This is a genomic window from Stenotrophomonas sp. YAU14D1_LEIMI4_1 (assembly GCF_003086815.1).
In the GTDB taxonomy this organism is placed as follows: domain Bacteria; phylum Pseudomonadota; class Gammaproteobacteria; order Xanthomonadales; family Xanthomonadaceae; genus Stenotrophomonas.
Genome location: NZ_CP025997.1, coordinates 3,822,167 through 3,848,487, shown reverse-complemented (window position 1 = coordinate 3,848,487; position 26,321 = coordinate 3,822,167). Strand labels below are relative to the sequence as shown.

The following is a 26,321-nucleotide window of genomic DNA, read 5'->3' as shown; positions in this document are numbered from 1 at the left end:
TGGCGGGCGCTGCGCGGGGCGGTTTCCTGCCCCCGGTGCCTACAAACGCCCGTATCGGCATGCTGGGCCGGGCACGCCATGGGGTAGGCTATGCCGGAACTGCCAGGGATCAGCGGGTTCAGATCGTGTCGATCTATGCATTGAAAGGACGTTTCCAGGACCTGTTGCGTCCGGCCGTGCGCGGTCTGCACCGCCTCGGCATCACCGCCAACACGGTGACCGTGGCCGCCGCCGTGGTCTCGCTGCTGGTGGCCGCCGCCGTGTGGTGCTGCGCCCCGGTGCAACCGCTGCTGTACCTGCTGCTGCCGCTGTGGATGCTGCTGCGCATGGCGCTCAACGCCGTGGACGGCATGCTGGCCCGCGAGTTCGGCCAGCAGTCGCGGCTGGGTGCCTATCTGAACGAATTGTGCGATGTGATTGCCGACGCCGCGCTGTACCTGAGCCTGCTCAGCGTGCCGGGCGTGAACCCGGTGGCGCTGTGGCTGCTGGCCTGGGCGGCGGCACTGAGCGAATACGCCGGCGTACTGGGCCTGATGGTCGGCGCCAGCCGGCGCTACGATGGGCCCATGGGCAAGAGCGACCGGGCCTTCGTGATCGGTGTGCTGGGCCTGCTGCTGGCCTTCGGCTGGGTGGGGGCCGCCACGGTGACGTGGGTGGCAGGCGTGGCCGCGCTGCTGTGCGCGGTGACGCTGTTCAACCGGGTGCGCCGGGGCCTGCAGGAATCGGCGGTTTCACCGCAGTAAACACCACGACAATACGGAGATTGCATGCGTCAGGCGCAGGAACGGGAATTCCACAGCTTCGACCAGGTACCGCTGTTCTACCGGTACTGGGCGAGCACCACGGCCAGCAAGGCCGTCGTGCTGCTGCATCGCGGCCACGAACATTCCGGCCGGGTCACCCACCTGGTCGATGAGCTGGACCTGCCCGATACCGCCTTCTTCGCGTGGGATGCGCGTGGCAATGGCCGTTCGCCTGGTGCGCGCGGCGATGCCCCCGGTTTCCCGGCACTGGTCCGCGACCTGGACAGCTTCATTGCCCATATCGGCGCCGAGCACGGCATTGCGGTGGAAGACATCGTGGTGATCGCGCAGAGCGTGGGCGCGGTGGTGGCCGCCACCTGGGTGCACGACTACGCGCCGCGCCTGCGGGCGCTGGTGATGGCCTCGCCGGCGTTCAAGGTGAAGCTGTACGTGCCGTTCGCGCGGGCGGGGCTGGCGCTGATGCAGAAGCTGCGCGGCAACTTCTTCGTCAACAGCTACGTGAAGCCGCAGTGGCTGACCCACGACCCGGCGCGGGTGGAAAGCTACCGCACCGATCCGCTGATCACCCGGCCGATTTCGGTGCGCGTGCTGCTGGGCCTGTACGAGGCGGCCGACCGCATCGTGGCCGACGCGCAGGCGATCAGCGTGCCGGTGCAGCTGCTGGTCTCCGGTTCGGATTTCGTCGTGCACCGGGGCCCGCAGGACCGCTTCTACGAACGCCTGTCCAGCCCGATCAAGGAGCGCGTGCACCTGCCGGGCTTCTTCCACGACACCCTGGGCGAGCGTGACCGCGCGCCGGCGCTGGCACGCATCCGCAGCTTCATCCAGGCACGTTTCGCCGAACCACTGCGCGAACTGTCGCGCCGCGATGCACACCGCCACGGTCCGACCTTCGAAGAATCCGAGATTCTGTCGTGGCCGCCCGAACGCAACAGCCTGGCCGACCTGCGCTGGCGCTTCGTGCGTGGTGGCCTGCGTTTCGGCGGCACGCTGTCCGAGGGCATTGCCCTGGGCCTGCAGACCGGCTTCGATTCGGGCAGCACGCTCGATTACATCTACCGCGACCAGGCGCGTGGCAAGGGCCCGCTGGGGCGCATGGTCGACCGCAACTATCTGGATGGGATCGGCTGGCGCGGCATCCGCGTGCGCGGCCAGCACCTGCAGGAACTGCTGCGCGACGCCGCCCAGCGCCTGCGCGGGCAGGGCACGCCGGTACGCGTGCTGGACGTGGCCGCAGGCCACGGGCGCTACGTGCTGGAAGCGCTGGGGCAGGGCGAACAGCGCGCCGAGCGCATCGTGCTGCGCGATTTCAGCGAACTGAACGTGACCCAGGGCCAGGCGTTGATCGAACGCCTGGGGGCGGCCGATATCGCCCGCTTCGAACAGGGCGATGCGTTCGACCCGGCGCAGCTGGCGAAGGTGGACCCGGCGCCGACGCTGGCGGTGGTATCGGGCCTGTACGAGCTGTTCCCCGACAACGATGCGGTGCTGCGCTCGCTGCAGGGCATTGCCGCGACCGTACCGGTGGGCGGTTACCTGGCCTATACCGGCCAGCCGTGGCATCCGCAGCTGGAGTTCATCGCGCGTGCGCTCACCAGCCACCGCGGCGGCGCGGCGTGGGTGATGCGCCGCCGTACCCAGCAGGAGATGGACGAGCTGGTGCGCCTGGCCGGGTTCCAGAAGGTGGCCCAGCGCATCGATGCGTTCGGCATCTTCACCGTGTCGCTGGCGCGCCGGGTCGGCTGATGTCCGCCGTCGCCGCCACCCCGGTGGCCCCCACGACGCGCCCCTGGCGGCGCGCCCTGTTGTGGCTGGTGCTGCTGGGGCCGTTCTTCTTCGCCAGTTATGGTTTTGCCAACTGGATGGCCGGTCGCCAGACCGACGTGCCGGTGCTCGCCTTCGCCTGGGAAACCCACGTTCCATTCGTGGCCTGGACCATCGTGCCGTACTGGTCCATCGATCTGTTCTATGCCATTTCGCTGTTCCTGTGCCGGCAGCGGCTGGAACTGGACCGGCACGCGCTGCGCTTGTTCAGTGCGCAGCTGATCGCGGTGAGCTGCTTCCTGCTGTGGCCATTACGCTTCAGTTTCCAGCGGCCGGCGATCGACGGCGTCTTCGGCTGGCTGTTCGATGTGCTGCTGGGTTTCGACAAGCCGTTCAACCAGGCGCCATCCCTGCACATCGTGCTGCTGATCGTGCTGTGGGTGAAGTTCGCCCAGTACCTGCACGGCGCGTGGCGCTGGGTGCTGCATGGGTGGGCGCTGCTGATCGGCATTTCGGTGCTGACCACCTTCCAGCACCACTTCATCGACGTGCCCACCGGGCTGTTGGTGGGCTGGCTGTGCGTGTGGCTGTGGCCCGACCAGGGTGTACCACCGCTGCGCGCATGGCGCACCGCGCGCGACCCGAAGCGCTGGCGCTTGGCGCTGCTGTACCTGCTGGGGGCGGCAGTGGTGTTGCTGCCGGTGCTGCAGTGGCGCGGCACGGCGCTGTGGCTGCTGTGGCCGGTGCTGTCGCTGCTGCTGGTGGCGCTGGCGTATGCGGGGTTGGGCACGGCGGTGTTCCAGAAGCGCGCCGATGGCCGGCTGACCATGGCCGCACGCTGGCTGCTGGCGCCGTACCTGGCCGCTGCATGGATCAATTCGCGGCTGTGGACACGGCGTGCGCCGCGGCCGGTGCAGGTGGTCGACGGTGTATGGCTGGGGCGCCTGCCCAGCGGCCGCTTGCCGGCGCCGCTGCAGGGCGTGGTCGATACCTGTGCCGAGCTGTCCTGCCGCGCCCCGGGCGCGGTCTATGCCGGGGTGCCGATGCTGGACCTGGTGGTGCCCAGCGCTGCGCAGTTGCGCGCCGCCGCCGCCGCGATCGAGCGCCTGCATGCGCAGGGGCCGTTGCTGGTGTGTTGCGCGCTGGGCTATTCGCGCAGTGCCGCCAGCGTGGCGACCTGGCTGCTGTGCAGTGGCCGCGCTGGCGATGCCGCGCAGGCGGTGGCGCAGGTGCGCCAGGCACGGCCGTCCATCGTGCTGCACGACGTTCACCTGCTGGCGATCGCGGCCGCTGCCGCTCAGGAGACCACCGTATGAGCCAGGCACCGGACCTGCCGATGATGCACCTGCTGCTGCGCCAGGGCCGCTGGCCCGCCGTGCTGTCGCTGGGACTGTTGCTGGTGGGGCTGTTGCTGCTCGGCATCGAGCCGGGGCTGGCGATGATCGCCGCCGGTCTGGTGCTGCTGAGCGTGGCGCTGGGCCTGATGCAGGCGTACTTCGCGGTGCGCGTGCAGTTGGATGCCAGCCTGCTGCAGTTGCTGCTGCAGGACGGTCTGCAGGGCGAGGCGGCAGCAGACCGGGTCGACCAGGCCCTGCACGTGGCCGGGCTGCGCCGGCTGCCGGCCGATGCGCCGCTGCGTGGCTGGGACGCGCGCTGGGCCGGCATGCGCAGCCTGCTCCTGCGCCAGTATCTGTTCACCGCGCTGCAGTTCGTGGCGGTGCTGCTTGCCGTGTTGTGGCCGCAGACCTGAGGGGAAGGTGATGTTCGCAAGCGTGATTGCCCGCGCCTGCAGTGGCGCCATCCATGTGCTGACCGGTGCGCGCGCGCTGTGGATCGGCTGCGCGCCCTCCAGCGACCACCGCGTGTACTACGGCAACCATGCCAGCCACGGTGACTTCGTGCTGATCTGGTCGTCGATGCCGCCCGCATTGCGCCGCCAGGTGCGGCCGGTGGCTGCGGCCGAGTACTGGCAGCGCGATGGCCTGCGCCGCTACCTGATCGATGCGGTATTCAACGGCGTGCTGGTGGAACGCGAAGCGGCGCGCCGCCAGCAGGATCCCCTGCAGGTGCTGCGCGATGCGGTGGATGAAGGCTGCTCGCTGATCCTGTTCCCGGAAGGCACGCGCAATACCGGCGAGGAGCCGCTGCTGCCGTTCAAGAGTGGCATCTACCATCTGGCGCGGCAGCGCCCGGAACTGGAGTTCGTGCCGGTGTGGATCGACAACCTGAAGCGGGTGATGCCCAAGGGCCGCTTCCTGCCGCTGCCGTTGCTGTGCACGGCGACCTTCGGCGCACCGCTGCGCCTGCAGGCCGAGGAGGACAAGGCGGCGTTCCTGGCGCGCAGTCGGCAGGCGCTGCTTGATCTGGCACCGAACGGGGGCCGCGCATGAGCTTCTTGATCGATGTGTCTGGCGATCTGGCCACGCAGAGCGTGGGCCAGCAGACCGGGCTGCTGTTCGGCGGCATCGGCGCGGTGCTGGTGCTGGCCACGGTGGTGGCCGAGACCCTGCGCTGGCGCCAGCGCGGCCGACCCAGCGCGGTCATTGCCAATCTGGTCTCGCGCATCCGCGCGTGGTGGGTGATGGCGATCGTGGTGGGCGGCGCGCTGTTGTTCGGCCGCGCCGGGGTGATCGTGCTGTTCGCGATCATTTCGCTGTTCGCGCTGCGCGAGTTCATCACCCTGGCGCCTACCCGGTCGGGCGATTACTACGCATTGCTGGCGGCGTTCTACATCGTGCTGCCGTGGCAGTACTACCTGGTGTGGATCGACTGGTACGGCATGTACACCCTGCTGATTCCGGTCTACGCGTTCCTGTTCCTGCCCATCCTGTCGACCATCGGCGGCGATACCACCCACTACCTCGAGCGCACGGCCAAGGTGCAGTGGGGGCTGATGATCTGCGTGTTCTGCATTTCGCACGTGCCGCTGCTGTTGAACCTGCAGGTGCCCGGCCATGACCCGGCGCGCAACGTGCTGTTGTTTGCCTTCCTGGTGATCGTGGTGCAGTCGTCCGATGTGCTGCAGTACATCTGGGGCAAGCTGCTGGGCCGGCACCTGATTGCCCCGAAGCTGTCGCCGTCGAAGACGGTGGAAGGGTTCGTGGGCGGGGTGCTGAGCGCCAGCGCGCTGGGTGCGGCGCTGTGGTGGATCACCCCGTTCACGCCGCTGCAGGCGTTCGGGCTGTCCCTGCTGATCAACCTGATGGGGTTCTGGGGCGGCCTGGTGATGTCGGCCATCAAGCGCGACCGCGGCATCAAGGACTGGGGGCACATGATCGAAGGCCATGGCGGCATGCTCGATCGGCTGGATTCAGTGTGCTTCGCCGCGCCGGTGTTCTTCCATGTGGTGCGGTATTACTGGAAGGCCGGCGGGGGCTGAGGGCTTCATCCACGCATGGCGTGGATCTACTGGGTAGTCGAGCCATGCTCGACTGCTCTTCGCGGATTGCCTCGCACAGGAGCAGTCGAGCATGGCTCGACTCTACACACCGGTGCGCTTACGCGCTGATGCCGTATTCCTTCAGCTTCTTGCGCAGGGTGGCGCGGTGGATGCCCAGCATGGCCGCGGCGCGGCTCTGGTTGCCTTCGCAGTGGTTGAGCACTTCCACGAACAGTGGAATCTCCATCTCGCGCAGCACGATCTCGTACACATCGTCCGCATCGCAGCCATCAAGGTCGCGCAGGTAGCGGCGCACGGACTGGGCTACGTGTTCGCGCAGCGGTGGCCGGGCAGCGCCACGACTGGTGTCAGGACGAGTGAGGACAGCGTTCAAGGGGGTTCCCGATCTGAAGGCCGGTGCGCGCGGTGCGCGCAGGCGGACGTGTGATTGGCCGTCAGTCTAGCGCGAGCGTGCCCGAGCTGCCACGGCCTGACGCCTCGACCTTGGTCAGAGGAACTCGAAGGTGAATGCGACGGTGGAGGCCGCCGGCTCCTGCACGCGGAACGCGACCCGCGCGCTCTGCCCGGGCTCCAGCGTGGCCGCCGGGGCCTCGCCCAGGTACTGCGCCGGGGTGAACACCCCGCTGCCGATCAGGCGGCCATCGGCATCGGACAACGACAGGCGCAGGTCCGGCCAGGCCTGTGCCCAGCGTGCGTCGTTGCGGATGCTGGCCTGCACCTGCAGCACGCCTGCCTGCCCCGGCAGGGGGCGGATCTCGCGGCTGGTCATGGTGAACGCCGTGGGTTCGCGCCAGGCCGGCAGGCTGCAGCGAAGCACGCCGCACAGTGCGCTGATCCAGGGTCGATGGCCGGCATCGGCGGCCAGGCGCGCGCGGTCGGCCAGCACACTCTGCAGCACCAGCAGCAGGGCCAGGCCTGCAACCAGCGCCCAGTGCCAGCGCGGTGACGGTCGCGCGCGCGGACGCATGCCCAGGAAGCTGGGCGCCTCGCTGGCAACGGCCGCATCCATCGTGTCGCTTTCGGCCCGGTCGGCGTCGACATCGGCGCGTGCGACGGGTTCCTCGTGCTGCGCGAGCGGGGCCGCGGTGTCCTGATCGTCGTCTGCTGCCTCGCCTTCCTGCAGCAGCTGCGGGGCGGCGTGACCGATGGCGTCGGCAGGTGCGGCGTCGGCTCCCGGCGCAGTGCGCAGGAAGGTAGCCAGCGGGCGACGCGGCGGGTTCGGCTCGGACATCGTCAGGGCACCGGCTCGGATCCAGCGCTCATTCAACCACGATCAGGCGCGGCGTACGCCGGTGATGCGCATCCAATCGCCATCCTGGGTGGCCTGCAGTTCGTCGAACCAGGCCGCATAGCGCTGCAGCAGTTCGCCTTCCTGGCCATGCAGGATGCCCGACAGGGCGATGCGTCCACCGGCGGCCACGCGTGCGGCCAGCAGTTCGGCCAGTGCGTCCAGCGCCGAGGCCAGGATGTTGGCGACCACGATGGGGTAGGTCGCCACCGGTTCGTCCTGCGGCAGATAGACGTGCATGCGCGCCTGCTCGCCGTTGCGCTCGGCGTTGTCGGCAGTGGCCACCAGCGCCTGCGGGTCGTTGTCCACGCCGATCGCTTCGGCTGCGCCCAGCTTCAGCGCCGCCAGGGCCAGGATGCCCGAGCCACAGCCGAAGTCGAGCACACGCTGGCCCTGCAGCTGTCCGTCCACGGCCAGCTGGTCCAGCCAGCGCAGGCACAGCGCGGTGGTCGGGTGGGTGCCCGAGCCGAAGGCCAGGCCCGGGTCCAGGCGCACGACGGCGGCATCGGCGGCCTGCGCGGCCTCCGGCAGTTCATGGTTCCACGGCACGATCCAGGTGCGGCTGCCGAAATCCATCGGCTGGAACTGGTCCAGCCAGGCGCGTTCCCAGTCTTCGTCTTCCACGGCGCGGAAGCTGCCGCCGCTCCAGTCCAGGTCCGGGTCGAACGCTTCCAGCGCCGCCAGCAGCAACAGCGCATTGCTGTCGGCCGGGAACAGCGCGCTCAGTACCAGGGTGTCCCACAGCGGGGTTTCGCCCACGCCCGGTTCGAGGATGGCCTGCTCGTTGCTGGTGTCGGCTTCGGCATCAAGCAGGGTGACGGCCAGCGCGCCCACGTCCTCCAGCGCGTTTTCATAGCGGGGCTGGGTGGCTTCGGTGCAGCGCAGGGTCAGTTCCAGGAACGGCATGGCGGTGGGGGCAATCGCGGGAAAGGGGGCCATGCTAGACCATCCGGCCGTCTCCGTATGCCCTGAGATGAACCGCAGTGGTTCAGACAGCGCTTCGGGGGCTTGCTAAAATGCCGGCTTTGCTGTGTCCCGCGTCCACTTCTGTCGCTCATGGCCTTCGCTCCCACCCTGAAAACCTGGTTGCTCGTGCTGCCCGCCGTGGCGGTGCTTGGCGTGGCCGGTTACCGGGCCAGCGGCCATGGCCACGCGCTGCAGGATGGCGTGGCGGTGCCGATGGACGTGTCCGCGTCGTCGGTGGGCGATGCGTTGGCGCCGGTGGTGCCCGAAGCGTTGGCCCGGCGTCTGTCGGGCATCGAGCGCAGCACCGCGCTGCCGTCCGGTCTGCCGCTGGATATCCGCGCGGATATCGAAGGCGAGACCGATCTGTTCGCCTATGCGCAGCGCCTGCGCGTGCAGGCCGACAACGGCAACCACGAAGCGCGCTGGATGCTGAGCCGGGTCTACGACTACTGCGCGCAGTACGCGGTGGACCCGGGCGGCTACCGCCTGGACAACAACGTGCTGGCCGGGTTGGGGCTGAGTGCGGCGCCGGCCATGGTGCAGGCGCGCGAACGCGTGGCCCAGCGCTGCGGTGGCTTCGTGCCGGGCGACAAGCTGGGGCCGGCGCTGGTGATCGGCGAGCGCCGGCGCGCGGCGCAGGAAGGCAACCTGGCGGCGGAAGCATCGCTGCTGGCCGAAGGTGAGCCGCTGCAGGACAGCGAGCAGTACCGCCGCGAGCTGGTGCAGCGCGTGCAGGCATCGCGCGATCCAGAGGCCTACATGGCGCTGGCGCCGGCCATGGGCCTGCGCGCGGCCGGCGACAAGGCGATGACCGGCATGGTTGCCGGCGAACAGTTGAGCGAGCTGGCCTGGCGTGTTGCCGCCTGCGAGCTGGGGCTGCCGTGCGGCGCCGACAGCGTGCTGGTGAACAGTTATTGCGCGAACGGAGGGATCTGTTCGCAGGGTGGAACGCAGGATTTCCGGGATTTCGTGTATGACGCCGCGGTTTCGCGGCAAGGTGCGGGGAAGATGAAAGAGTGGATCAAGCGATTGATTGGTACGGGAGCAGGGCGATGAACTACCGTCGTTTACTACATGGCGCCAAGTTCTGGTTCTGGGTGGTGTTGTTCGTGGCTTACTCGGCCGGTGCGGTCGGCCTGTTGATGATCGACACCTACGAAGATCGCTACCGGCACCTGTCGAAGGTGGAATTGACCACGGTGAAGGCGCAGGAAGCCGTGCGCCGCGCCGGTGCCAGCCAGGTCGCTGCGGTGTACCGCGCGCAGAGTGGGGTGCCGTTCGCTTCGTTGCCGGCCGGCAGCACCTTCCAGGTGGTCTGGCCCGATGGTTCCACCGAAACCATGGTGATCGTCGATCCGACCTCGCCCAATGGCGTGCGCCCGCTGGCCAATTCGCAGATTCCCGCCGAAGTGGCCGACAAGCGCTGAGCCGCGCCCGGTAGCGCCGGGCTCTGCCCGGCGGCGTTGCGCATCGTCGCCGCGCGCAACGGAAAAGGGCGGGGAAATCCCCGCCCTTTTCGTGTCCAGCGTTGGCTGCGCGATCAGGTCAATGCGATCGGCTTGTTCTTGCGTTCGGCCAGGCGCTTTTCCAGGTAGTGGATGTTCTGCCCACCGGCCTGGAAGCCCTTGTCACGCATGATGCGCTGCTGCAGCGCCACGTTGGTCTTGATGCCGTCCACGACCATTTCGCTCAGCGCCACCCGCATGCGGGCGATGGCGGTTTCGCGGTCCGGGCCGTGCACGATCAGCTTGCCGATCATCGAGTCGTAGTTCGACGGCACGCGGTAGCCACTGTAGATGTGGGTGTCCACGCGCACGCCGGGGCCGCCCGGCGGATGGAAGCCGGTGATGGTGCCCGGGCTCGGCACGAAGGTTTCAGCATCTTCGGCGTTGATGCGGCATTCGATGGCGTGGCCGGTCAGCACCACGTCGCTCTGCTTGATCGACAGCTTCTGGCCCGCGGCGATCTTCAGCTGCTCGGCCACCAGGTCGATGCCGGTCACCATTTCGGTCACCGGATGTTCCACCTGGATGCGGGTGTTCATTTCGATGAAGTAGAAGCGGCCGTCCTCGTACAGGAACTCGAACGTGCCGGCGCCGCGGTAGCCGATGCGGATGCAGGCTTCCACGCACACCTTGCCGATCTGCTCGCGCTGCTCGGCGGTGATGCCCGGTGCCGGGGCTTCTTCCACCACCTTCTGGTGGCGGCGCTGCATCGAGCAGTCGCGCTCACCCAGGTGGATGGCGTTGCCCTGGCCGTCGGCCAGTACCTGGATTTCCACGTGGCGCGGGTTCTCCAGGAACTTCTCCATGTAGACCTCGCCATTGCCGAACGCGGCCTTGGCCTCGCTCTTGGTGGTTTCGATCGAGGTCTTCAGCGAGGCTTCGGCGTGCACCACGCGCATGCCGCGGCCACCGCCGCCACCGGCCGCCTTGATGATGACCGGGTAGCCGATCTCGCGGGCGATCTTGGTGTTGGCCACGATGTCTTCGCCCAGCGGGCCGCCCGAGCCGGGCACGCACGGCACGCCGGCGGACTTCATCGCGCGGATCGCTTCGACCTTGTCACCCATCATGCGGATGGTGTCGGCCTTGGGGCCGATGAAGATGAAGCCGGACTCTTCCACGCGCTCGGCGAAATCAGCGTTTTCCGACAGGAAGCCGTAGCCCGGGTGGATGGCCTGGGCGTCGGTGACTTCAGCGGCGGCGATCAGAGCCGGAATGTTGAGGTAGCTCTGCGGCGACGGCGCCGGGCCGATGCAGACCGACTCGTCGGCCATGGCCACGTGCTTGAGGTTGCGGTCGACCGTGGAATGCACGGCCACCGTGCGGATGCCCAGGGTGTGGCACGCGCGCAGGATGCGCAGCGCGATCTCCCCTCGGTTGGCAATGACGACTTTGTCGAGCATGGCGTGCCCCTCAGCCGATCACGAACAGCGGCTGGTCGAATTCCACCGGCTGGCCGTTCTCGCCCAGGATGGCGACGATGGTGCCGGACTTGTCGGCTTCGATCGGGTTGAACATCTTCATCGCTTCGATGATGGCCAGCGTTTCGCCTTCCTTGACCTGCTGGCCAACGGTGACGAAGGCCGGCTTGTCCGGAGCGGCCGAAGCGTAGAAGGTGCCGACCATCGGCGAGCGCAGCACGTGGCCTTCCGGCAGGGCCGGGCCCGGCTTGGCGGTGCCGCCGGTGGAGGCTTCGGTGGGCGACTGCATCGGCATGGCCGGGGCCGCCGGGGCGGCCGGCGCGGCGTACACCGGGGCCGCGACCGGCGCGGCGTAGCCGGCCACCGGGGCGCGCGACAGGCGCACGGATTCTTCGCCTTCCTTGATTTCGATTTCAGCCAGGTTCGACTCTTCCAGCAGGTCGATCAGCTTCTTGATTTTGCGCAGATCCATGAGGGCCTCTTTGGTTTCTATCTAGGTGAGGAGGGCGCCATGGGCGCCCGGTTCGACAATCAGGTGGCCGACAGCCGCAGCAGGGCCGCGTCCATCGCGTAGCGGTAGCTGTCGGCGCCGAAGCCGCACACCACGCCCACCGCCTTGTCGCTGAAATAGCTGTGCTGGCGGAACGGTTCGCGGGTATGCGGGTTGGACAGGTGGATTTCGATGAACGGCACCGCCACCGCCGCCAGCGCATCGCGCAGGGCGACCGAGGTGTGGGTGAAGGCCGCCGGGTTGATCAGGATGAAAGCGGTTCCGTCGGCGCGTGCGGCCTGTACGCGGTCCACCAGCACGTGCTCGGCGTTGGATTGCAGGCTGTCCACGGCGTGGCCGGCGGCGCCCGCCTGGGCAGCCAGGGCCTGGTCGATGTCGGCCAGCGTGGTGTGCCCGTAGACCTCCGGCTCGCGCGTGCCGAGCAGGTTGAGGTTGGGGCCGTGCAGGACCAGCAGCTTCGCCATGGAATCCGATCAACGGGAAAGGGCGGCAGTCTGGCGGAACCTGAGGATGGTGTCCAGTTCGGCGAAGTTTGCGGCGTTTCAATCGTCTGTTTGAAATTCGCCGAGGCCCTTGTGGCCGTATGCGGCAAGGCGGATCAAGGCTGGCTGAACGTTGTCATCGGCGGCGATGGCAGCACGTACGCCGACAATGGCCCCGGCGGGGTAGATCCGCGCCATGCGGGGATGAATGTACCGCGCTCAGGTCTCCAGCGGCACCGTGGGCACCACGTTGGGAAAGACTTCTTCCAGCGCTTCGGTTCCACCCGGTGGTGGCGCGGGCCAGTTGTAGGCGTTCACCGGCTGCGCCCGGTTCACCCACAGCGCGTAGTGCAGATGGTCGGCACGGCCATCGCCGGTGTTGGGGTGGATGAGGATGGTCAGGCCCAGGCTGTTCAGCTGCAGCCACGGCACCAGCACCGGCAGCAGGTCGTTGCGGAAGCCGAAATAGAACGACGGCGTGACGTGCGGGCCCCGCGGCTGCGGGTTCCAGTTGCCCAGTTCCACCGGAAAGCGCTCGGCCACCCAACGCCGCAGCAGTGCCGCCTTCTGGTAGCTGTCTTCGTCGAAATAGATATGCGCGTGGTAGCTCTTGATATCGGTATAGGCGCGTGGCCGGTCGGGCAGTGGTGTTTCGCCCGGGCGGACGCTGGCCGGGCGCGGTGTGGCTTCGCTCACCGTGTCCTGGCCCCAGGGGCTGTGCCCCTGCGCGTGCGGCGGCACGATCGGGCGGAAGCCGGGGCGGCCCGGCTCGGTGGTGTTGGGCGCGGCGCCGGCAGCGCTGCCGGCACTGGCACTGGCCAGTCCGCCCACCGCCACCCCGGCCGAGGCCAGCAGGCGCCGGCGCACCGGTGAGCCCAGGTCAGCCCGCTGCGCATCGTGGTCATCGCCAATGGGCAGCAGCGTGCCAGCATCGATGGGCATGTCCGGACTCCTGAAGGGGGGCTGCCACGGTTGCGCAGCGCCTGGCGCCGGTCCAATAAGCAGGCAGCATCACCTCATGAAAGCCACGCCATGTGGCGTTGAGTTGCGTGTGCCAGCGGGCTAGGGTGGCGCTGTCGCCACTCCGCCTGTCTGCCATGACCGCTACAGACGCCCAGACCCAGCGCAAGCGTGCCGCCTTCCGCCAGCTGCATGCGCACGGTTGCTTCGTGCTGCCCAACCCGTGGGACGTGGGCAGTGCGCGCTATCTGCAGCGGCAGGGGTTCCAGGCCCTGGCCAGCACCAGCGCCGGCTGTGCGTGGAGCGAAGGCCGGCCCGACGGTGCGGTCTCGCTGCAGGCCACACTGGACCATCTGCGGTTGATGGCTGCGGCCACTGATCTGCCCTTGAACGCCGACTTCGGCGATGGTTTCGGCGCAAACCCCGATGACGTGGGCCACGCGGTGACCGCGGCGCTGGACACCGGCATTGCCGCACTGTCGATCGAGGACGCCAGCGGTCTGGCCGATGCACCGTTGCGCCCGCTGGATGAGGCCGTGCAACGCCTGCGTGCCGCGCGTGCGGCCATTGATCGCGCCGTCGCCGATGTGCTGCTGGTGGGGCGCGCAGAGAACTTCTTCGTGGGCGTGCCGGATCTGGACGATACGCTGCAGCGCCTGCGTGCCTACGCGGCCGCCGGTGCCGACGTGCTGTACGCCCCGGGCATCACCACGGTGGCACAGATCCAGGCAGTGGTGGCCGCCGCTGAGGGCACGCCGGTGAACCTGCTGGTGGGAGGGCCGACGCCACTGACGCTGCAGGACATCGCGGCGCTGGGCGTGCGCCGGGTCAGCCTGGGTGGTGCCCTGGCCCGCGCGGCGTGGGGAGGATTGATGCAGGCCACCGACTCACTCGTGCGCGAGGGCCGCTTCGATGGGCTGCAGCAGGCCGCTGCCGGCGCCGCCCTGAACGACTTGTTCCGGTCGTAGCGGTCGCGGGCGCGGTAGATCCACGCCATGCGTGGATGGGGCTCAGGCTGGGGTCAGAGCCCTTCGCTGCGCGAATGGATCCGACCCCGGGGTCAGATCCCGTTGCCTGGCAACGGGCTCTGACCCCACGGTTTGATCAGAACCGCGCGGTGGCGCCGACGAAGAAGGTACGTGCGCCGCCGTCGTAGTTGTTGCCTTCGTCGATGGTGGACACATCACCCACGTTCAGCACGCCGGCACGCAGGGTCAGGTTTTCGTTCACGTCGAAGCCGGTGACCAGGTCCCACGTGGTGTAGGCCTTGGCGAAGGTTGCGCTGGTGGCCGACACCAGCTGCTTGCCGATGTGCTGCGCACTGGCATTGAGCGACCAGGCATCGGTCACCTGCCATTCCAGCGAGGTGTTGGCGGTCAGTTCCGGCACCACCAGCAGGGTGGCGCCGGTGGTGCGGTTCTTCGATTCCAGCATGCGCGTGGCATTGGTGGTCCAGCTCAGGCGCTCATGCAACGGCACGGTCACGCTGGCTTCCACGCCGCGGGTGCGCGCCTTCTGGATGTTCTGCGCCACCGTCCACCAGTAGCCGTTGACGAAGCTGGTGGTCTGGCCGGGAATCTGGCTCAGCGGCACCTGCTCGATCTTGTCGTCGAAGTTGGTCAGGAAGTAGGTGGCCGACGCCGACCAGCCGCCCTGGTCGTAGCCCAGGCCCAGCTCGTAGTTGGTGCTGGTTTCCGGTTCCAGGTTCGGGTTGCCGGCCATGTAGCAGCCGCGCGTGCCATCGGCATTCACCGAGGTGCTGCTCCAGCCTTCCACGGTCAACGCGCGGCAGCCATTGCCACCGGACTGGGTGGCCGCGCCGGCGGTGCCCTGCTTCAGGTTGGGCGCGCGGAAGCCCTTGGAAATGCCACCACGCACGGTCCACGCATCGGCCGGGTGCCACACGCCGTAGATGCGCGGGCTCAGGTTGTCGTCGTAGTTTTCAGTGTTGTCCCAGCGCAGGCCCAGGGTCAGTACGAAGCGCTCGTGCAGGGTGATGTGGTCTTCGGCGAACAGCGCCCACGAATCGGCCTCGCTGGTGGGGCTGATGCGGCCGCTGCCGGTCCAGGTCACCGGCACGGTGCCGATCGTGTCGCTGTTTTCCAGCTCCTCGCGCTTCCACTGCCCGCCCAGGTTCAGGCTGTGCTCGAAGCCCCAGTGGAAGCCGGTGGTGAAGGCAGTATCGAAGACGGTTTCCTTCGAGTGGTTGCCCACCGTGCTGCCCTTGTCTTCGTAGTCGTTCTGCACCAGCGTGGTCTTGGACGTGCTGGCATCGCCGTACTTGCCGTCATGGCTGAGCACGTAGCCGGTCTGCACCAGCTTGGACAGGCCCCAGCTGCTGACCGCCCCGGCGCCGCTGTTGCGCTGGGTGCCGCGCGAGGCTTCCACGCCCACGCTGTGATTGTCGTTCACCCGCCAATGGAACTGCACGTTGGCATTTTCCGCCTTGTTGCCGGGGGTCTGCCGCGCGCCGCGGTCCGATTCGCGGTCGGTCACGTTGGCGCCCACGCGCACGCCCAGGTTCTGGGTGAGCGGGCCACTGAACAGCGCGCCCATCTGCGTGGTGTTGCCGCGCGTATCCGAATCGGGCTTGCTGTAGTTGAAGGTGGCCGAGCCGCCCCAGTGGTCTGCGATCTTGCGGGTGATGATGTTGATCACACCGCCCATCGCGTCCGAACCGTACAGCGAGGACATCGGGCCGCGCACCACTTCAATGCGTTCGATCATGTCCGGCGACAGCCAGTTCAGATCCTGCGGGCCCAGGTCATCGCGGTAGTTCACGCCGGCCGAGCTGCCCTGGCGGCGGCCGTCGATCAGGATCAGCGTGTACTGCTCGGGCAGGCCGCGCAGGCGGATCTTCGACTGCGCACCGGACAGCGCGTAGCCGCCGGTCACGCCGGGCACGGTGCTCAGCAGCTGTCCGATGCTGCTGACCGGCTTGCGCTCGATTTCTTCGCGGGTGATCACGCTGATGCTGGCCGGGGCATCCTTGATCCACTGCTGGGCACCGGTGGCGGTGACCACCACGGTGTCCAGCTGGCGCGCCGAGGAGGCATCGGCGCTGGCATCAGCATGGGCATGGGCGGCCAGCGCCAGACCGATCGCGGCGGTCAGGGTGGTAATGGAACGGCGGCGGTTCGGTGAGGCGTGCGACATCGCGCAGGTGCTCCTGTAAGAGGGTCCACTGGCGATGGCTGGGACGTCCGTGTGTGGGGGTTTCAGTATCCTTTAACAATCGTATCACGAATCATTCGCATTTGATGCTGGGAGATACACAGCGCCACAGCGTGTCGGGTGGGTAATCAATCCAGCTGAAATCAGCGTCCTGCAATGCCCACTGGTGAAAACCTCTCTTTTAACTACCATTGGTAACTTATTCCGCTGCGAGTCTCGTTCATGCACAGTCTTATTGTTGTCGCCCATCCCGAGCCCCGCTCGCTTACCCACGCGGTGGCCGCACGCATCGGCGACGCCATTGCCAGCGCAGACGTGCGAAACCGTGTCACCGTGGCTGATCTCGCCGCCGAGGGGTTTGATCCCACTTTCAACGCCGATGACATGGCCCTGTTCCGGCAGAGTGGGGCAGTGCCCGCTGACGTCGCTGCCGAGCACGCACGACTGGATGCTGCCGATACGCTGGTGCTGGTCTACCCGCTGTACTGGTGGTCGTTCCCGGCCCTGCTGAAGGGTTGGATCGACCGTGTGTTCACCCAGGGCTGGGCGTATGCCGACGGTGCCGATGGCAAGGTGGAAAAGAAACTGCAGCGCCTGCAGGTGCATCTGGTCGGCCTGGGCGGCGCCGGCGCGGAGATGATCGAACGCCGCGGCTATGGGGCGGCCATGAAGACGCAGATCGACATGGGCATCTTCGACTACTGCGGTGCCACCGTGCGTTCTTCCAACCTGCTGCTCGATGCCGACAGTGGCCAGGCGCAGGCACATCTGCAGACCGCTGCGGCCATCGGCCGTACCATAGGCACACCCACGCCGTGATGTAGAGCCGCTGCATGTCTACCGCCGCCACACCCACCCGCCGCCGGATGTCGCGTGAACAGCGCGGCCGCCAGTTGCTGGATGTGGCCTGGGCATTGGTGGGCAGCGAGGGCACCGATGCACTCAGCCTTGGCCGGCTGGCCGAAGCGGCGGGCGTGACCAAACCGGTGGCGTACGACCATTTCATCACCCGCAATGGCCTGCTGGCTGCACTGTATGCCGACTACGATCAGCGACAGACGGCGGTGTTCGAGGCGCGCATCGGCGCGGCGCCCGCGCGGCTGGCCGAGCGGGCGCAGGCCATTGCATCGGGCTACATCGATTGCGTGCTCTCGCAGGGCAGCGATATCCAGGCGATTCTTGCCGCGTTGGCTGGCTCGCCCGAACTGCGCGACGTTCGCCATCGTTACCAGCAGGACTTCGTCGACCAGTGCGCGCAGTGGTTGGATCCGTTTGTAGTCGATGACAAGGTGCCCGTGGCTGGGCGCTGGGCGATCCTGGGCGCCGCCGAGGCGCTGTCCGAGGCCGTGGCTGGCGCCGCACTGCCGCAAGCGGACGCAGAATCCGAACTGCAACGGCTGATCGTGGACATCGTCACGCGCGCATCGTAGCGCCGCGCCTGCGCCTCGCTCTTCGTAGAGTCGAGCTTGCTCGACTGCTCTTCGCTGTTCGTAGAGTCGAGCTTGCTCGACTGCTCTTGTTCACACGCAGTCGAGCAAGCTCGACTCTACCTCGCCTGTAGTCGAGCAAGCTCGACTCTACCCAATCTGCAACATTGCACGGGTATAACCACCTGCTGTTGGCGGCATCGCCGCCGCACTGCAGGAACCCTCATGACCCAATCTTCCTCGCGACGTTGGCTGTGCCCGTCGCTGCTGGCCATGGTGGCCGCTCTGGCCGCATGCCAGCCCGTCGCGCGCGGTGACGCGCCGCTGGCCGGAACCACCCGGCCGCACAACGTGATCGTGATGATCAACGACGGTGCCGGCTGGGGCACCTGGGATGCTGCCGCGTACTGGCAGTACGGCAGTCGCGAGGGCGCGCCCTACGCGCAGTTCCCGCAGCGCCTGGGCGTGACCACGTTCCCGTTGAACGCCAGCAGCCAGCCCACCCGCGATGCCGCGCAGACCATCGGCTACGACGCATCGCGTGCGTGGAGTGCCAGCGCCGTACCTGCCGCCGACCTGCCGTTCGAGGGATACCAGTACCTGGCCGCCGTGGCCACCGACAGCGCAGCGGCCGGCACCGCGCTGTCTTCCGGGGTGAAGACCTACAACAACGCGATCAACTTCAGCAACGACGGCGTGCCGGTGGACTTCAACACACTGCGCGCCAAGCGCCTGGGCATGGCCACCGGCGTGGTTACTTCGGTGCCGTTTGCACATGCCACGCCCGCGGCGTTCGCGGCGCAGAACGAATCGCGCAACAGCTACCACGCCATTGCCCACCAGATGCTGGCGCAGGGCCACATGGATCTGGTGATGGGCACCGGCGGCCCCGGCTACAGCGTGGACGGCAGGCCCTGCGTGGACGGCCTGGATGCGGTCGCCGCCGAGGGCTGCCAGAACCCCTGGGAATGGGTGTCGCAGCAGGATTGGCAGCAGCTGCAAGCGGGTACGCCGATTGCCGGCAATCCGGCGGGTGCGTGGCGACTGATCCGCAGCAAGGATGAATTCACCGCCTTGGCCGCAGGCCGTCTGCCCAGTGATCGCCCGCTGATCGGCGTGCCGCAGGTCGCCAACACGCTGCAGCAGGCGCGGCAGCTGGCCGTGGTCGGGCGCGATGCGGCGACACCTTCCGGGGTGAAGAAGATCGACAGCGTGCCCGACCTGGCCACCATGACCCGCGGTGCGTTGCAGTTCCTGCAGCAGCGGTCGCAGAAAGGCCTGTTCCTGATGGTGGAAGGTGGGGCCACCGACTGGGCTGCGCACACCAGCGCGTGTGGTACCGAGTGGCACTACGGCGCCTGCACCGACCAGCCGCAGTTCGGCCGTCTGATCGAGGAAACGGTGGAGTTCAACGATGCGGTCGCCGCGGTGGTCGACTGGATCGAACGCAATGGCGGTTGGGAACGCAACCTGCTGATCATCACCACCGACCACGACAACAGCATGCCGATGGGCCCGGATGCGCAGCAGGTGGCGTTCCAGCCAGTACGCAACAACGGCCGCGGGCAGCTGCCGGGCATGAGTTTCCGCCCCACCGGCAACCATTCCAATGGGCTGGTGCCGCTGTGGGCCAAGGGCAACGGCGCCGAAGGCCTGGCCCGGCGCGTGCGCGGCGTCGATGCCGGCTACCGCCAGCACGTGGGCTGGAATGACGGCAGCTACATCGACAACACCGACGTAGCGCTGGCCGTGCAGGAAGCCCTGAGCCGCTGACTTCGCCCTTCGTAGAGTCGAGCAAGCTCGACTGCTCGTCGCGCTTTGTAGAGTCGAGCTTGCTCGACTGCTCGTCGCGCTTTGTAGAGTCGAGCTTGCTCGACTGGACTGCCAAAAGCAGTCGAGCATGGCTCGACTCTACAAAGCACGGCAGTCGAGCAAGCTCGACTCTACAGAAGTCCTGCGCCCAGCAGGTGCGACGCTACCGGATCAGCGCCAGATACGCGGTCACGCTAAGCAGCGACATCACAGTCGTCCCCAGCACCGTCGCCGCGGTCGTCGCGGCCTCGCGCCGATGGAATTCGGCCAGCATGAACGGCCCGGTGCCGGTGGGAAGCGCTGCCAGCAACACCGCCGCATGCACCAGCGCTGTGGGCAGCGCAAACACCCGGGTGGCCAGCACCCACACCAGCAGCGGCTGCAGCAGCAGCTTTGCCGCGCCCAGGCCCAATGCGCTGCGTGCGGCGCCGGGTGCAACATTGCGGCGCTCACCCAGGAACAGGCCCAGCGCGATCAATGCGCAGGGCGCAGCGGCGCTGCCCAGCAGCTTCAGGAAGGCATCCACCGGCCCGGGCACGGCCAGACCGGTTGCCATCGGTACGATGCCCAGCGCCGGTGCCAGCAGCAGCGGGTTGCGCGCCAGCGATCGACTGACCTTCCACAACAGATGGTGCAGGCGCTGTTCCCGCTGCGGGCCCGCTTCGATCAGGATGATGGCCACGGCGAACAGCACGCAGACCGTCAGCAGGGTGGCGACCAGGGTCGGTGCCAGTGCGGTCGGGCCCAGTACCGCTGCCGCCAGCGGAAAGCCCATGAAGCCGGTGTTTGCGTAGGCGGCATTCAGGCCGTCGATGCTGGCATCGGCCAAGGCATGGCCACCGCGTCGGCGCAGCAGCACCGTGGCCGCGAACACCAGCGCCGTGCCGATGCCGAAGCTGAGTAGGAAGCCGGGGTGCCAGAGGTCGCGCCACTGCGCGTGGGCCACCACGTCGAACAGCAGCGCAGGAAGGGCAAGGTAGACAACGAACCGGTTCAGTTCACTGGTGGAGTGCGGGCCCAGGGCGCCGCTGCGGCGTGCCACCCAACCCGCGAACACCAGGGCAAAGATGGGCAGCACGATCGCCAGTACAGACCACATGGCGGCTTGAAGAAGGGGAGGGGCTACAAGGCTACGCAGCGCCATCCATACCTTCCAATGCTTTCTTCGGCATTCAGCGATACCCTTTGTGCATGATCGACATCCGCCCGTTGCGCTACTTCCTGGCCGTGGCCGAGACCCTGCACTTTGGCCGTGCGGCCGAGCGCCTGCACGTCACACAGCCCCCGCTCAGCCGGCAGATCGCGGCGCTGGAACGCTCGCTGGGCGTGGCACTGTTCGAGCGCGATTCGCGCCATGTGCGGCTGACCCCGGCCGGCCAGCGCTTTCGCGAAGATGCGCGTGCCGTGCTGGCCTCACTGCAGCAGGCCTGCCACACGGCGCGGCAGATCGACGCCGGTGAACAGGGCGAACTGCAGGTCGGTTTCATGATGCACGCCGCCCACAGCTCGGTGCCGCCGTTGGCGCGCCGGTTCATGGCAGCCTGCCCGCAGGTTCAGCTACGCCTGCGCGAGGCACTGCCGTTTCCACTGCTGGACGGGGTGCTCAGTGGCGAGCTGGATGCCGGCATCGGCTTCGCGCCCGCAGCAATGCGCGGTCTGCAGATGCAGCCATTGCTGCAGGAGCCGTTGTGCGTGGTGGTACCGCAGGACCACCGCCTGGCGCGGCGGCGTCAGGTGGCTGTGGCTGCGCTGGCCGATGAAGGCTTGATCACCGCGCCCGCCGAGGTGGTGCCGACGCTGCGCGAAGCGATCGACGCGTGCTTCCGCGCCGCAGGGCTGGAACCGCGGATACGTCTGGAAGTGCAGCTGCAGCAGAGCATCGTCAGCCTGGTGGCGGAAGGGTTGGGCATCGCGCTGGTGCCGGCGTCGCTGCGCCGGCTGGGGGTGCCTGGCGTTGCATTCGTGGGGCTGAAGGATGCCCCGCAGGTGCAGCAGGTCCTGTTCTGGCGTGATGGCAACCGCAATCCTGCATTGGCGCGTCTGCTGGCGTGCATCACCGCCACGTAGCGTCGAGCTTCGCTGTCTGTAGAGTCGAGCCATGCTCGACTGGACCGCCAGAAGCAGTCGAGCAAGCTCGACTCTACGGAACGCGGCAGTCGAGCAAGCTCGACTCTACGGAACGCGGCAGTCGAGCAAGCTCGACTCTACTGGTCCCTACCGCAGTAGGGCCACCTGCTGCCCGGCGCGGTCGAATGCTTCGGCCAGCAGCGATGTCTGCCGGATCGCATCCACTTCGGCAAACAACGCCTGCAGCGCCGCCACCGGACGCGCGGCCGGCGCCGCCACGGCCTGCGCTATCGCGGTGAACCGGTCAGCCAGCACGCGATGGCCGGGGTGCTGCGCCGCCCACGCCTGCAGCGGCTGGCGCACGCCCGCGGCCGCGTCCAGGCGCTGCTGGTCGAACAGGGCGATGGCGGCGGCGGAGGTGTCGGCGCGCTCGATGCGCGCGTGCTGCAACGCACGGCTGAGAAACAGATCGTAGGCAGCGCCGCGGCCCACCGCGATGCACATGCCATGGCGATCAAGATCGGTCACCTGCTGCGCGGGGCTGTCATCACGCACCAGATAGGTGCCTTCAATTTCCAGATACGGTGCGCTGAAGGCGATGCGATCGGCGCGCGCTGGATCAATGGCCAGAAAAGCGAGATCCCAATCATCATCGGCGGCGGCCGCCACGACCGATGCAGCGGCGTCATGGCAGGTGAAATGCGGTGCGACCCCCAGCCGCCGTGCCAGCGCCGTGGCCAGGTCCACCGAGGGGCCACGCGGCGCCGACGCGTCGCCTTGGGCCAGCACCGGGTTGCCCAGATTGATGGCGACCCGCAGATGGCCACGCGGTGCCAACGCTTCACGGTAGTCGATCAGGGGCATGGGCAGTTCCGCTGTGAATCGGAGTGCCAGCATGACAGCACCGCCGTGCGTCCGGTGTGCTCAACCGCGCGCAGCAAAGGTTCCGTGGAAGCCCAACGGCACCGCGTACGGCAGCCAGGCCTGCGCCAGTGGCCCATCGCCAACGTGGCGCGCATCCAGTACGGCAATGCCGCTGCGCTGCTGCACCGGGTCCAGCAGGGTGCCGACCAGCCAGCCATCGTCGGTGCTGCGACTGCCCGGGCGCGGCACGAACACGTGTTCTTCGGCCAGGATATCGGTGCCGTAGCGCCACAGTTGGCGCCGGCCACGGTCCACGTCGAACGCGGCCACCGCATTGAAGTACGGCGCGGTGGCTTCACCGGCAATGGTGGGTGCATACAGGCGCGCGCCACGTGTGCTGGGCGTACGCGCATCGAACAGCGGGAACTCCACCGTGCCGATGCCGGTGTCCTGCCAGCGCGCCTGCGTGCGGCGCAGGTCCAGGTGCAGCTCGACCAGGGTGGTATGGCCATTCACTGCGTGCGCGCCATCGCCGGCCATGGCTTCCTTCATGGGCGACCGTGCCTCGTTGATGTCGTCGCGGCGCACGGCGCGCACCACGATGCCCCCGTCGCGGGCGTAGGCATCACCGAAGTGGTAGATGGCTGCGAACGGCGCCTCGAACCACTGCGCCTTGTCAGGGCTGTTCTTGTCCACCACGGCAATGCGCGCTGCACGCTGCGGAGCGAAGGCCATGCGCTCGAAGAAGCTGCCGCCGCTCTGCTTGAAGTCGAACGGGGCAAGCACGAACACCAGGTGCTGGTCGGTCATGGTGAACGCGTGCAGGTAGCCGTATTCGGGCGTCTGGATCACGTTGGCGCTGCGCAGCTGGCCGTCCTTGCCCAGGTGCCACACCAGCAGTGCAGAACCGCCTACTAGACTGATCGAGCCGAAGTTCCACAGACTGCCGTCGCGGTCGGGCAGGGGGTGGGCCGAAAATGGCATCGCTGCCAGATCGGGGCGCCAGGTGACCGGTCCGATCGTGTCCAGGGTGTCCGGGTGTACTTCGAAGGCCGAACCGGCCTCGCACAGCGCGAACAGCCGCCCGTTCAATGTCACCACCGAGGTGTTGGCGGTGTTGGCGTCATCGTTGTTGCGTACCGGCTGGGTGTCCGGAACACTGGTGCCTGCGGCCGGGTACAGGAAGCGACCGGCCTTCTGTTCACGGGTGAACTTGGGCGTGGCCACCATCCGCGCGTGATGAGTCAGGCTGCCATCACCATTGAAGCGCCAACCGTGCACCATGCCGTCGCCGTCGAACCAATGGTCGTAGCGCAGGCCATTGCGCTCGGTCCATGCCGGACCATTGCGGTACAGCGTGCCTGCCAGGCCTGCCGGCAGGCGGCCCTGCAGGTCGACCGTGGCCGGGCCCAGGGTTTCGCTGCTGACCCCCCGCCATCCAAGCAGCCAGGGGTGGTCATGCAGTCCCTGCGCGAACTGCGCCGGGTCGTTGGCGAAGGCCGGTGCGCTGCGCAGGGCGGTGGCACCCACGGCCAGGCCGGCAGCACTGCTGAGCAGGGTGCGGAGGAAGCGACGACGGTCCATGGCGGTTCTCGGGCGGGGGTCAGCGCAGGGTGATGTCGATCGCAGTGCCGGTGGCCGGCACCGTGAAGCGGGCCTCGTCGAAGGTCGGCTTGCGCATCACGTCGGGGTTGTTGCTGAAGCCGTAGCCTTCCACCGGCATGCCGACCAGGTTGGTGTCCAGCTTGCCGTTGTCGTTCTCGTCGTGGGTCAGCAGCACGGCGTAGCTGCCCGCCGGCAGGTCCTTGAAGGTGAACTGCAGGTGGTCGCCGCTCGGCCTGGCCTGCGCCGCTTTCAGCGGGGCCGCCTTGCCGTCCCAACCGTCTGCACTGTTCACCAGGGCTGCCCGCACGGTGCCGGTCTGGGCGCGGATGCCCTGCACGTTCAAGGTCAGGTCGGCGGCCGATGCGCTGGCGGCCAGGGTCAGGCAAGCGAGGGTGGTGCTGAGCAGGGCGGTGCGGATCATGGCGGTAGGCTCCAGGGGCGGTAGGTCTGCAGTCTGGGCGCGGGCCGGGCCAGGGTTCAGGGCCAGTTGTCATCGATTCGACGTGCCAGAAGTCACTTTCTGCGCCTACCCCATTGCCGGCACACCCTGCCGACCGGCAGCATGCGGCCATGCCTGCATTCTTCCGCCACCTGTTGCGTCCCCTCAGCCTGGCGGGTCTGCTGACCATCGTCGTGGTCGGTCTGACCCTGGACATCCACGGTGCCGGTGCCGGCGTGCGCTGGTGCGCGCTGGGCCTGTTCCTGCTGCTGTTCGCGCTGCATTCGCAGCTGCCCACCCGGCATGGCGTGCGCCTGCTGTCGGCGGTGCTGCAGACCGGGCTGGCCGTGGCCATGGTGGCGCTGGAGCCGCGTACCGGCACCGCGCCCATTCTGCTGGTGGCGCTGGTGGCGCAACTGGGCGAACACTGGCCGCCGCGCGTGGTGCTTGCCCTGGCCCTGCCGGCCAACCTGGCCATGTATCTGGTGTTGAAGCACGCCGGGTTCTCGCAGCCGTTCATGGTGGTGCTGCTGTACAGCGGCTTCCAGGCCTTCGCCGCACTTACCGCCCACTACGCGCGCAGCAGTGCGCTGGCGCGCGACGCGCTGGCCCGGGTCAACGCAGACCTGTTGGCCACGCGCGCGCTGTTGGCCGACAGTGCGCGCGATGCCGAACGGCTGCGCCTGGCCCGCGAACTGCACGACGTGGCGGGGCACAAGCTGACGGCCATGCGCCTGAACCTGCGCGCGCTTGCCGCCGACGAACGGGTGGCGGGGCTGGAGGGGCTGCGCATGGCCGAGCAGTTGTCCGGCGAGCTGCTGGCTGACATCCGCCAGGTGGTGCAGTCCATGCGTGATGATCGCGGGCTGGATCTGGCGACGGCGTTGCATGCGCTGGCCGCACCGTTCCCGCGTCCGCGCCTGCAGGTGCAGATCGCCGAAGGCCTGCGCCTGACCGATCCGCAGGTGGCCGAAGCGGTGCTGCGGCTGGTGCAGGAAGCACTGACCAATGCCGCGCGCCATGGCGACGCAGCCACTGTCTGGTTACAGGTGAGTGAGGAGGATGCGCAGTTGCAGATCGATATCCGTGATGATGGCCAGCGTGCCGAACGCATCCGCGAAGGCAACGGCATTGCCGGCATGCGCGAGCGCCTGGCCGAAGTGGGTGGGCGCCTGCAGCTGGCTCGTACCGAGAGCGGCGGCATGCACCTGCTCGCGCGGTTGCCGGCATGACGGCTCTGGCGGTGCGGGTGGCGCTGGCCGACGATCAGGCGCTGGTACGTGCAGGTCTGCGGGCGCTGCTGCAGGGCTTGGGGGTGCAGGTGGTGCTGGAAGCAGAAGACGGCCAGGCGCTGCTGGATGCCTTGGCCGTGCAGCCGGTCGATGTGGTGCTGAGCGATATCCGCATGCCGGGCCTGGACGGGATTGAAGCCTTGCGGCAACTGCGCGCGCGTGGCGACGCAACACCCTGCCTGCTGCTGACCACCTTCGATGAAAGCGATCTGCTGCTGCGTGCCAGCGAGGCGGGTGCGCAGGGCTTTCTGTTGAAGGATGCCGCTCCGGCCGATCTGCGCGATGCCATCGAGCGCGTCGCCGCAGGTGAGACCCTGCTGCTGCCGGTCAGTACCGAGCCGGTGCGGGCGCGCTACCGGTTCCATGACCAGGCACCGCCCAACGATACGTTCGGCGAGCGCGAGGTCGCGATCCTGCGCCTGCTGGCCGGTGGCTACAGCAACAAGGAAATCGCGCGCAGCCTGTTCTTGGCCGAAGGCACGGTGAAGAATTACGTGTCCACCATCCTGGACAAGCTGGGGACCCGCGACCGTACCCGCGCGGTGCTGAAGGCGATTACCCTGCGCATCATCTGAAGCGA

The 26,321-nt window shown here is 68.0% G+C and carries 28 protein-coding genes; 15 read left to right on the top strand and 13 right to left on the bottom strand.

Features of this window, described 5'->3' with window-relative positions; translation table 11 throughout:
- Positions 1–125 precede the first annotated feature (125 nt).
- From C1932_RS17695 to C1932_RS17670, 6 genes are read left to right on the top strand one after another with little or no spacing between them, the layout of a single operon-like run.
- The gene (locus C1932_RS17695) at positions 126–743 is read left to right on the top strand and encodes a CDP-alcohol phosphatidyltransferase family protein (protein ID WP_108763048.1); all 618 of its coding nucleotides are present in this window, start codon (positions 126–128) and stop codon (positions 741–743) included.
- A 24-nt stretch (positions 744–767) separates the two neighbouring features.
- Positions 768–2,510 (top strand): bifunctional alpha/beta hydrolase/class I SAM-dependent methyltransferase, encoded by a 1,743-nt coding sequence (locus tag C1932_RS17690; RefSeq protein WP_108763047.1) that lies wholly within the window; start codon positions 768–770, stop codon positions 2,508–2,510.
- A gap of 23 nt (positions 2,511–2,533) precedes the next feature.
- Entirely contained in the window at positions 2,534–3,844 is a 1,311-nt protein-coding gene (locus tag C1932_RS17685) for a phosphatase PAP2/dual specificity phosphatase family protein (RefSeq protein ID WP_199912040.1), read from the top strand.
- Positions 3,841–4,278, top strand: a complete 438-nt coding sequence (locus C1932_RS17680) for a hypothetical protein (RefSeq protein ID WP_108763045.1) — start codon at positions 3,841–3,843, stop codon at positions 4,276–4,278. Before C1932_RS17685 ends, C1932_RS17680 begins: the two co-directional genes overlap by 4 nt.
- Positions 4,279–4,288: 10 nt before the next feature.
- On the top strand, positions 4,289–4,918 hold the full coding sequence (locus C1932_RS17675) for a lysophospholipid acyltransferase family protein (RefSeq protein ID WP_108751032.1): 630 nt from the start codon (positions 4,289–4,291) through the stop codon (positions 4,916–4,918).
- Positions 4,915–5,907, top strand: a complete 993-nt coding sequence (locus C1932_RS17670) for a phosphatidate cytidylyltransferase (protein ID WP_108763044.1) — start codon at positions 4,915–4,917, stop codon at positions 5,905–5,907. The genes C1932_RS17675 and C1932_RS17670 overlap by 4 nt, the downstream gene beginning before the upstream one ends.
- A gap of 118 nt (positions 5,908–6,025) precedes the next feature.
- Here C1932_RS17670 and fis read toward each other — a convergent pair whose 3' ends face one another.
- From fis to prmA, 3 genes are all read right to left on the bottom strand, one after another.
- Positions 6,026–6,301: a DNA-binding transcriptional regulator Fis gene (gene fis / locus C1932_RS17665; protein ID WP_108751030.1), complete on the bottom strand. Its 276-nt coding sequence runs from the start codon at positions 6,299–6,301 to the stop codon at positions 6,026–6,028.
- A 114-nt stretch (positions 6,302–6,415) separates the two neighbouring features.
- The gene (locus C1932_RS17660) at positions 6,416–7,159 is read right to left on the bottom strand and encodes a DUF3426 domain-containing protein (protein ID WP_108763043.1); all 744 of its coding nucleotides are present in this window, start codon (positions 7,157–7,159) and stop codon (positions 6,416–6,418) included.
- Between the two features lie 42 nt (positions 7,160–7,201).
- Positions 7,202–8,122, bottom strand: a complete 921-nt coding sequence (gene prmA / locus C1932_RS17655; protein ID WP_108763042.1) for a 50S ribosomal protein L11 methyltransferase — start codon at positions 8,120–8,122, stop codon at positions 7,202–7,204.
- 150 nt (positions 8,123–8,272) lie between these two features.
- Between prmA and C1932_RS17650 the strand changes: the two genes are divergently transcribed.
- Both C1932_RS17650 and C1932_RS17645 read left to right on the top strand, forming a co-directional pair.
- A complete protein-coding gene (locus C1932_RS17650; protein ID WP_108763041.1) occupies positions 8,273–9,238 on the top strand; it encodes a hypothetical protein in 966 nt (321 codons plus the stop codon).
- Positions 9,235–9,609, top strand: coding sequence for a hypothetical protein (locus C1932_RS17645; protein WP_108754332.1), 375 nt, complete (start codon positions 9,235–9,237; stop codon positions 9,607–9,609). Before C1932_RS17650 ends, C1932_RS17645 begins: the two co-directional genes overlap by 4 nt.
- A gap of 113 nt (positions 9,610–9,722) precedes the next feature.
- On the opposite strand, the gene accC is transcribed toward C1932_RS17645, so the two are convergent.
- The 5 genes from accC to C1932_RS17625 form a co-directional block, all read right to left on the bottom strand.
- Positions 9,723–11,090: an acetyl-CoA carboxylase biotin carboxylase subunit gene (gene accC / locus C1932_RS17640; protein WP_010481079.1), complete on the bottom strand. Its 1,368-nt coding sequence runs from the start codon at positions 11,088–11,090 to the stop codon at positions 9,723–9,725.
- Positions 11,091–11,100: 10 nt separating this feature from the next.
- Positions 11,101–11,580: an acetyl-CoA carboxylase biotin carboxyl carrier protein gene (accB, locus tag C1932_RS17635; RefSeq protein ID WP_108754331.1), complete on the bottom strand. Its 480-nt coding sequence runs from the start codon at positions 11,578–11,580 to the stop codon at positions 11,101–11,103.
- Between the two features lie 59 nt (positions 11,581–11,639).
- Complete coding sequence (gene aroQ / locus C1932_RS17630; protein ID WP_108763040.1) at positions 11,640–12,083, bottom strand: type II 3-dehydroquinate dehydratase; 444 nt, start codon at positions 12,081–12,083, stop codon at positions 11,640–11,642.
- A gap of 78 nt (positions 12,084–12,161) precedes the next feature.
- Entirely contained in the window at positions 12,162–12,299 is a 138-nt protein-coding gene (locus C1932_RS19880) for a hypothetical protein (RefSeq protein WP_159094562.1), read from the bottom strand.
- Between the two features lie 21 nt (positions 12,300–12,320).
- Positions 12,321–13,043 carry a DOPA 4,5-dioxygenase family protein gene (locus C1932_RS17625; protein ID WP_108763039.1) on the bottom strand — a complete coding sequence of 241 codons (723 nt, stop codon included), beginning with the start codon at positions 13,041–13,043 and terminating at the stop codon, positions 12,321–12,323.
- Between the two features lie 155 nt (positions 13,044–13,198).
- On the opposite strand from C1932_RS17625, the gene C1932_RS17620 reads away from it, so the two are divergent.
- The gene (locus C1932_RS17620) at positions 13,199–14,029 is read left to right on the top strand and encodes an isocitrate lyase/phosphoenolpyruvate mutase family protein (RefSeq protein ID WP_108763038.1); all 831 of its coding nucleotides are present in this window, start codon (positions 13,199–13,201) and stop codon (positions 14,027–14,029) included.
- Positions 14,030–14,165: 136 nt separating this feature from the next.
- On the opposite strand, the gene C1932_RS17615 is transcribed toward C1932_RS17620, so the two are convergent.
- Positions 14,166–16,217, bottom strand: coding sequence for a TonB-dependent receptor (locus C1932_RS17615; RefSeq protein WP_108763037.1), 2,052 nt, complete (start codon positions 16,215–16,217; stop codon positions 14,166–14,168).
- Between the two features lie 240 nt (positions 16,218–16,457).
- On the opposite strand from C1932_RS17615, the gene C1932_RS17610 reads away from it, so the two are divergent.
- From C1932_RS17610 to C1932_RS17600, 3 genes are all read left to right on the top strand, one after another.
- Complete coding sequence (locus C1932_RS17610; RefSeq protein ID WP_108763036.1) at positions 16,458–17,054, top strand: NAD(P)H-dependent oxidoreductase; 597 nt, start codon at positions 16,458–16,460, stop codon at positions 17,052–17,054.
- A 47-nt stretch (positions 17,055–17,101) separates the two neighbouring features.
- A complete protein-coding gene (locus C1932_RS17605; RefSeq protein WP_108763035.1) occupies positions 17,102–17,665 on the top strand; it encodes a TetR/AcrR family transcriptional regulator in 564 nt (187 codons plus the stop codon).
- Between the two features lie 222 nt (positions 17,666–17,887).
- The gene (locus C1932_RS17600) at positions 17,888–19,435 is read left to right on the top strand and encodes an alkaline phosphatase (protein ID WP_108763034.1); all 1,548 of its coding nucleotides are present in this window, start codon (positions 17,888–17,890) and stop codon (positions 19,433–19,435) included.
- Positions 19,436–19,637: 202 nt separating this feature from the next.
- Here the strand turns inward: C1932_RS17600 and C1932_RS17595 are convergent, their stop codons facing one another.
- Complete coding sequence (locus tag C1932_RS17595) at positions 19,638–20,573, bottom strand: AEC family transporter (RefSeq protein ID WP_108763033.1); 936 nt, start codon at positions 20,571–20,573, stop codon at positions 19,638–19,640.
- 92 nt (positions 20,574–20,665) lie between these two features.
- Here C1932_RS17595 and C1932_RS17590 point away from each other — a divergent pair, with 92 nt between their 5' ends.
- On the top strand, positions 20,666–21,541 hold the full coding sequence (locus C1932_RS17590) for a LysR substrate-binding domain-containing protein (protein ID WP_108763032.1): 876 nt from the start codon (positions 20,666–20,668) through the stop codon (positions 21,539–21,541).
- A gap of 147 nt (positions 21,542–21,688) precedes the next feature.
- Here C1932_RS17590 and C1932_RS17585 read toward each other — a convergent pair whose 3' ends face one another.
- Genes C1932_RS17585 through C1932_RS17575 form a run of 3 tightly spaced genes read right to left on the bottom strand, consistent with a single transcriptional unit; the run spans position 21,689 to position 24,431 of the window.
- Positions 21,689–22,405: a transporter substrate-binding domain-containing protein gene (locus C1932_RS17585; protein ID WP_108763031.1), complete on the bottom strand. Its 717-nt coding sequence runs from the start codon at positions 22,403–22,405 to the stop codon at positions 21,689–21,691.
- Positions 22,406–22,465: 60 nt separating this feature from the next.
- Positions 22,466–23,989: a carotenoid oxygenase family protein gene (locus tag C1932_RS17580; RefSeq protein WP_108763030.1), complete on the bottom strand. Its 1,524-nt coding sequence runs from the start codon at positions 23,987–23,989 to the stop codon at positions 22,466–22,468.
- A 19-nt stretch (positions 23,990–24,008) separates the two neighbouring features.
- Positions 24,009–24,431, bottom strand: a complete 423-nt coding sequence (locus C1932_RS17575; protein WP_108763029.1) for a DUF2141 domain-containing protein — start codon at positions 24,429–24,431, stop codon at positions 24,009–24,011.
- Between the two features lie 149 nt (positions 24,432–24,580).
- On the opposite strand from C1932_RS17575, the gene C1932_RS17570 reads away from it, so the two are divergent.
- Positions 24,581–25,681: a histidine kinase gene (locus C1932_RS17570; protein WP_108763028.1), complete on the top strand. Its 1,101-nt coding sequence runs from the start codon at positions 24,581–24,583 to the stop codon at positions 25,679–25,681.
- Entirely contained in the window at positions 25,678–26,316 is a 639-nt protein-coding gene (locus C1932_RS17565) for a response regulator transcription factor (protein WP_108754318.1), read from the top strand. Before C1932_RS17570 ends, C1932_RS17565 begins: the two co-directional genes overlap by 4 nt.
- The last annotated feature ends 5 nt before the right edge of the window (positions 26,317–26,321 follow it).

Excerpts from the sequence above, each read along its gene's own strand:
- C1932_RS17690 (WP_108763047.1), top strand. The coding sequence starts at position 768 with ATGCGTCAGGCGCAGGAACGGGAATTCCACAGCTTCGACCAGGTACCG.
- C1932_RS17680 (WP_108763045.1), top strand. The coding sequence starts at position 3,841 with ATGAGCCAGGCACCGGACCTGCCGATGATGCACCTGCTGCTGCGCCAG.
- C1932_RS17675 (WP_108751032.1), top strand. The coding sequence starts at position 4,289 with ATGTTCGCAAGCGTGATTGCCCGCGCCTGCAGTGGCGCCATCCATGTG.
- C1932_RS17670 (WP_108763044.1), top strand. The coding sequence starts at position 4,915 with ATGAGCTTCTTGATCGATGTGTCTGGCGATCTGGCCACGCAGAGCGTG.
- C1932_RS17660 (WP_108763043.1), bottom strand. The coding sequence starts at position 7,159 with ATGTCCGAGCCGAACCCGCCGCGTCGCCCGCTGGCTACCTTCCTGCGC.
- prmA (WP_108763042.1), bottom strand. The coding sequence starts at position 8,122 with ATGCCGTTCCTGGAACTGACCCTGCGCTGCACCGAAGCCACCCAGCCC.
- C1932_RS17650 (WP_108763041.1), top strand. The coding sequence starts at position 8,273 with ATGGCCTTCGCTCCCACCCTGAAAACCTGGTTGCTCGTGCTGCCCGCC.
- C1932_RS17645 (WP_108754332.1), top strand. The coding sequence starts at position 9,235 with ATGAACTACCGTCGTTTACTACATGGCGCCAAGTTCTGGTTCTGGGTG.
- accC (WP_010481079.1), bottom strand. The coding sequence starts at position 11,090 with ATGCTCGACAAAGTCGTCATTGCCAACCGAGGGGAGATCGCGCTGCGC.
- accB (WP_108754331.1), bottom strand. The coding sequence starts at position 11,580 with ATGGATCTGCGCAAAATCAAGAAGCTGATCGACCTGCTGGAAGAGTCG.
- aroQ (WP_108763040.1), bottom strand. The coding sequence starts at position 12,083 with ATGGCGAAGCTGCTGGTCCTGCACGGCCCCAACCTCAACCTGCTCGGC.
- C1932_RS19880 (WP_159094562.1), bottom strand. The coding sequence starts at position 12,299 with ATGGCGCGGATCTACCCCGCCGGGGCCATTGTCGGCGTACGTGCTGCC.
- C1932_RS17625 (WP_108763039.1), bottom strand. The coding sequence starts at position 13,043 with ATGCCCATCGATGCTGGCACGCTGCTGCCCATTGGCGATGACCACGAT.
- C1932_RS17620 (WP_108763038.1), top strand. The coding sequence starts at position 13,199 with ATGACCGCTACAGACGCCCAGACCCAGCGCAAGCGTGCCGCCTTCCGC.
- C1932_RS17615 (WP_108763037.1), bottom strand. The coding sequence starts at position 16,217 with ATGTCGCACGCCTCACCGAACCGCCGCCGTTCCATTACCACCCTGACC.
- C1932_RS17610 (WP_108763036.1), top strand. The coding sequence starts at position 16,458 with ATGCACAGTCTTATTGTTGTCGCCCATCCCGAGCCCCGCTCGCTTACC.
- C1932_RS17605 (WP_108763035.1), top strand. The coding sequence starts at position 17,102 with ATGTCGCGTGAACAGCGCGGCCGCCAGTTGCTGGATGTGGCCTGGGCA.
- C1932_RS17600 (WP_108763034.1), top strand. The coding sequence starts at position 17,888 with ATGACCCAATCTTCCTCGCGACGTTGGCTGTGCCCGTCGCTGCTGGCC.
- C1932_RS17595 (WP_108763033.1), bottom strand. The coding sequence starts at position 20,573 with ATGTGGTCTGTACTGGCGATCGTGCTGCCCATCTTTGCCCTGGTGTTC.
- C1932_RS17590 (WP_108763032.1), top strand. The coding sequence starts at position 20,666 with ATGATCGACATCCGCCCGTTGCGCTACTTCCTGGCCGTGGCCGAGACC.
- C1932_RS17585 (WP_108763031.1), bottom strand. The coding sequence starts at position 22,405 with ATGCCCCTGATCGACTACCGTGAAGCGTTGGCACCGCGTGGCCATCTG.
- C1932_RS17580 (WP_108763030.1), bottom strand. The coding sequence starts at position 23,989 with ATGGACCGTCGTCGCTTCCTCCGCACCCTGCTCAGCAGTGCTGCCGGC.
- C1932_RS17575 (WP_108763029.1), bottom strand. The coding sequence starts at position 24,431 with ATGATCCGCACCGCCCTGCTCAGCACCACCCTCGCTTGCCTGACCCTG.
- C1932_RS17570 (WP_108763028.1), top strand. The coding sequence starts at position 24,581 with ATGCCTGCATTCTTCCGCCACCTGTTGCGTCCCCTCAGCCTGGCGGGT.
- C1932_RS17565 (WP_108754318.1), top strand. The coding sequence starts at position 25,678 with ATGACGGCTCTGGCGGTGCGGGTGGCGCTGGCCGACGATCAGGCGCTG.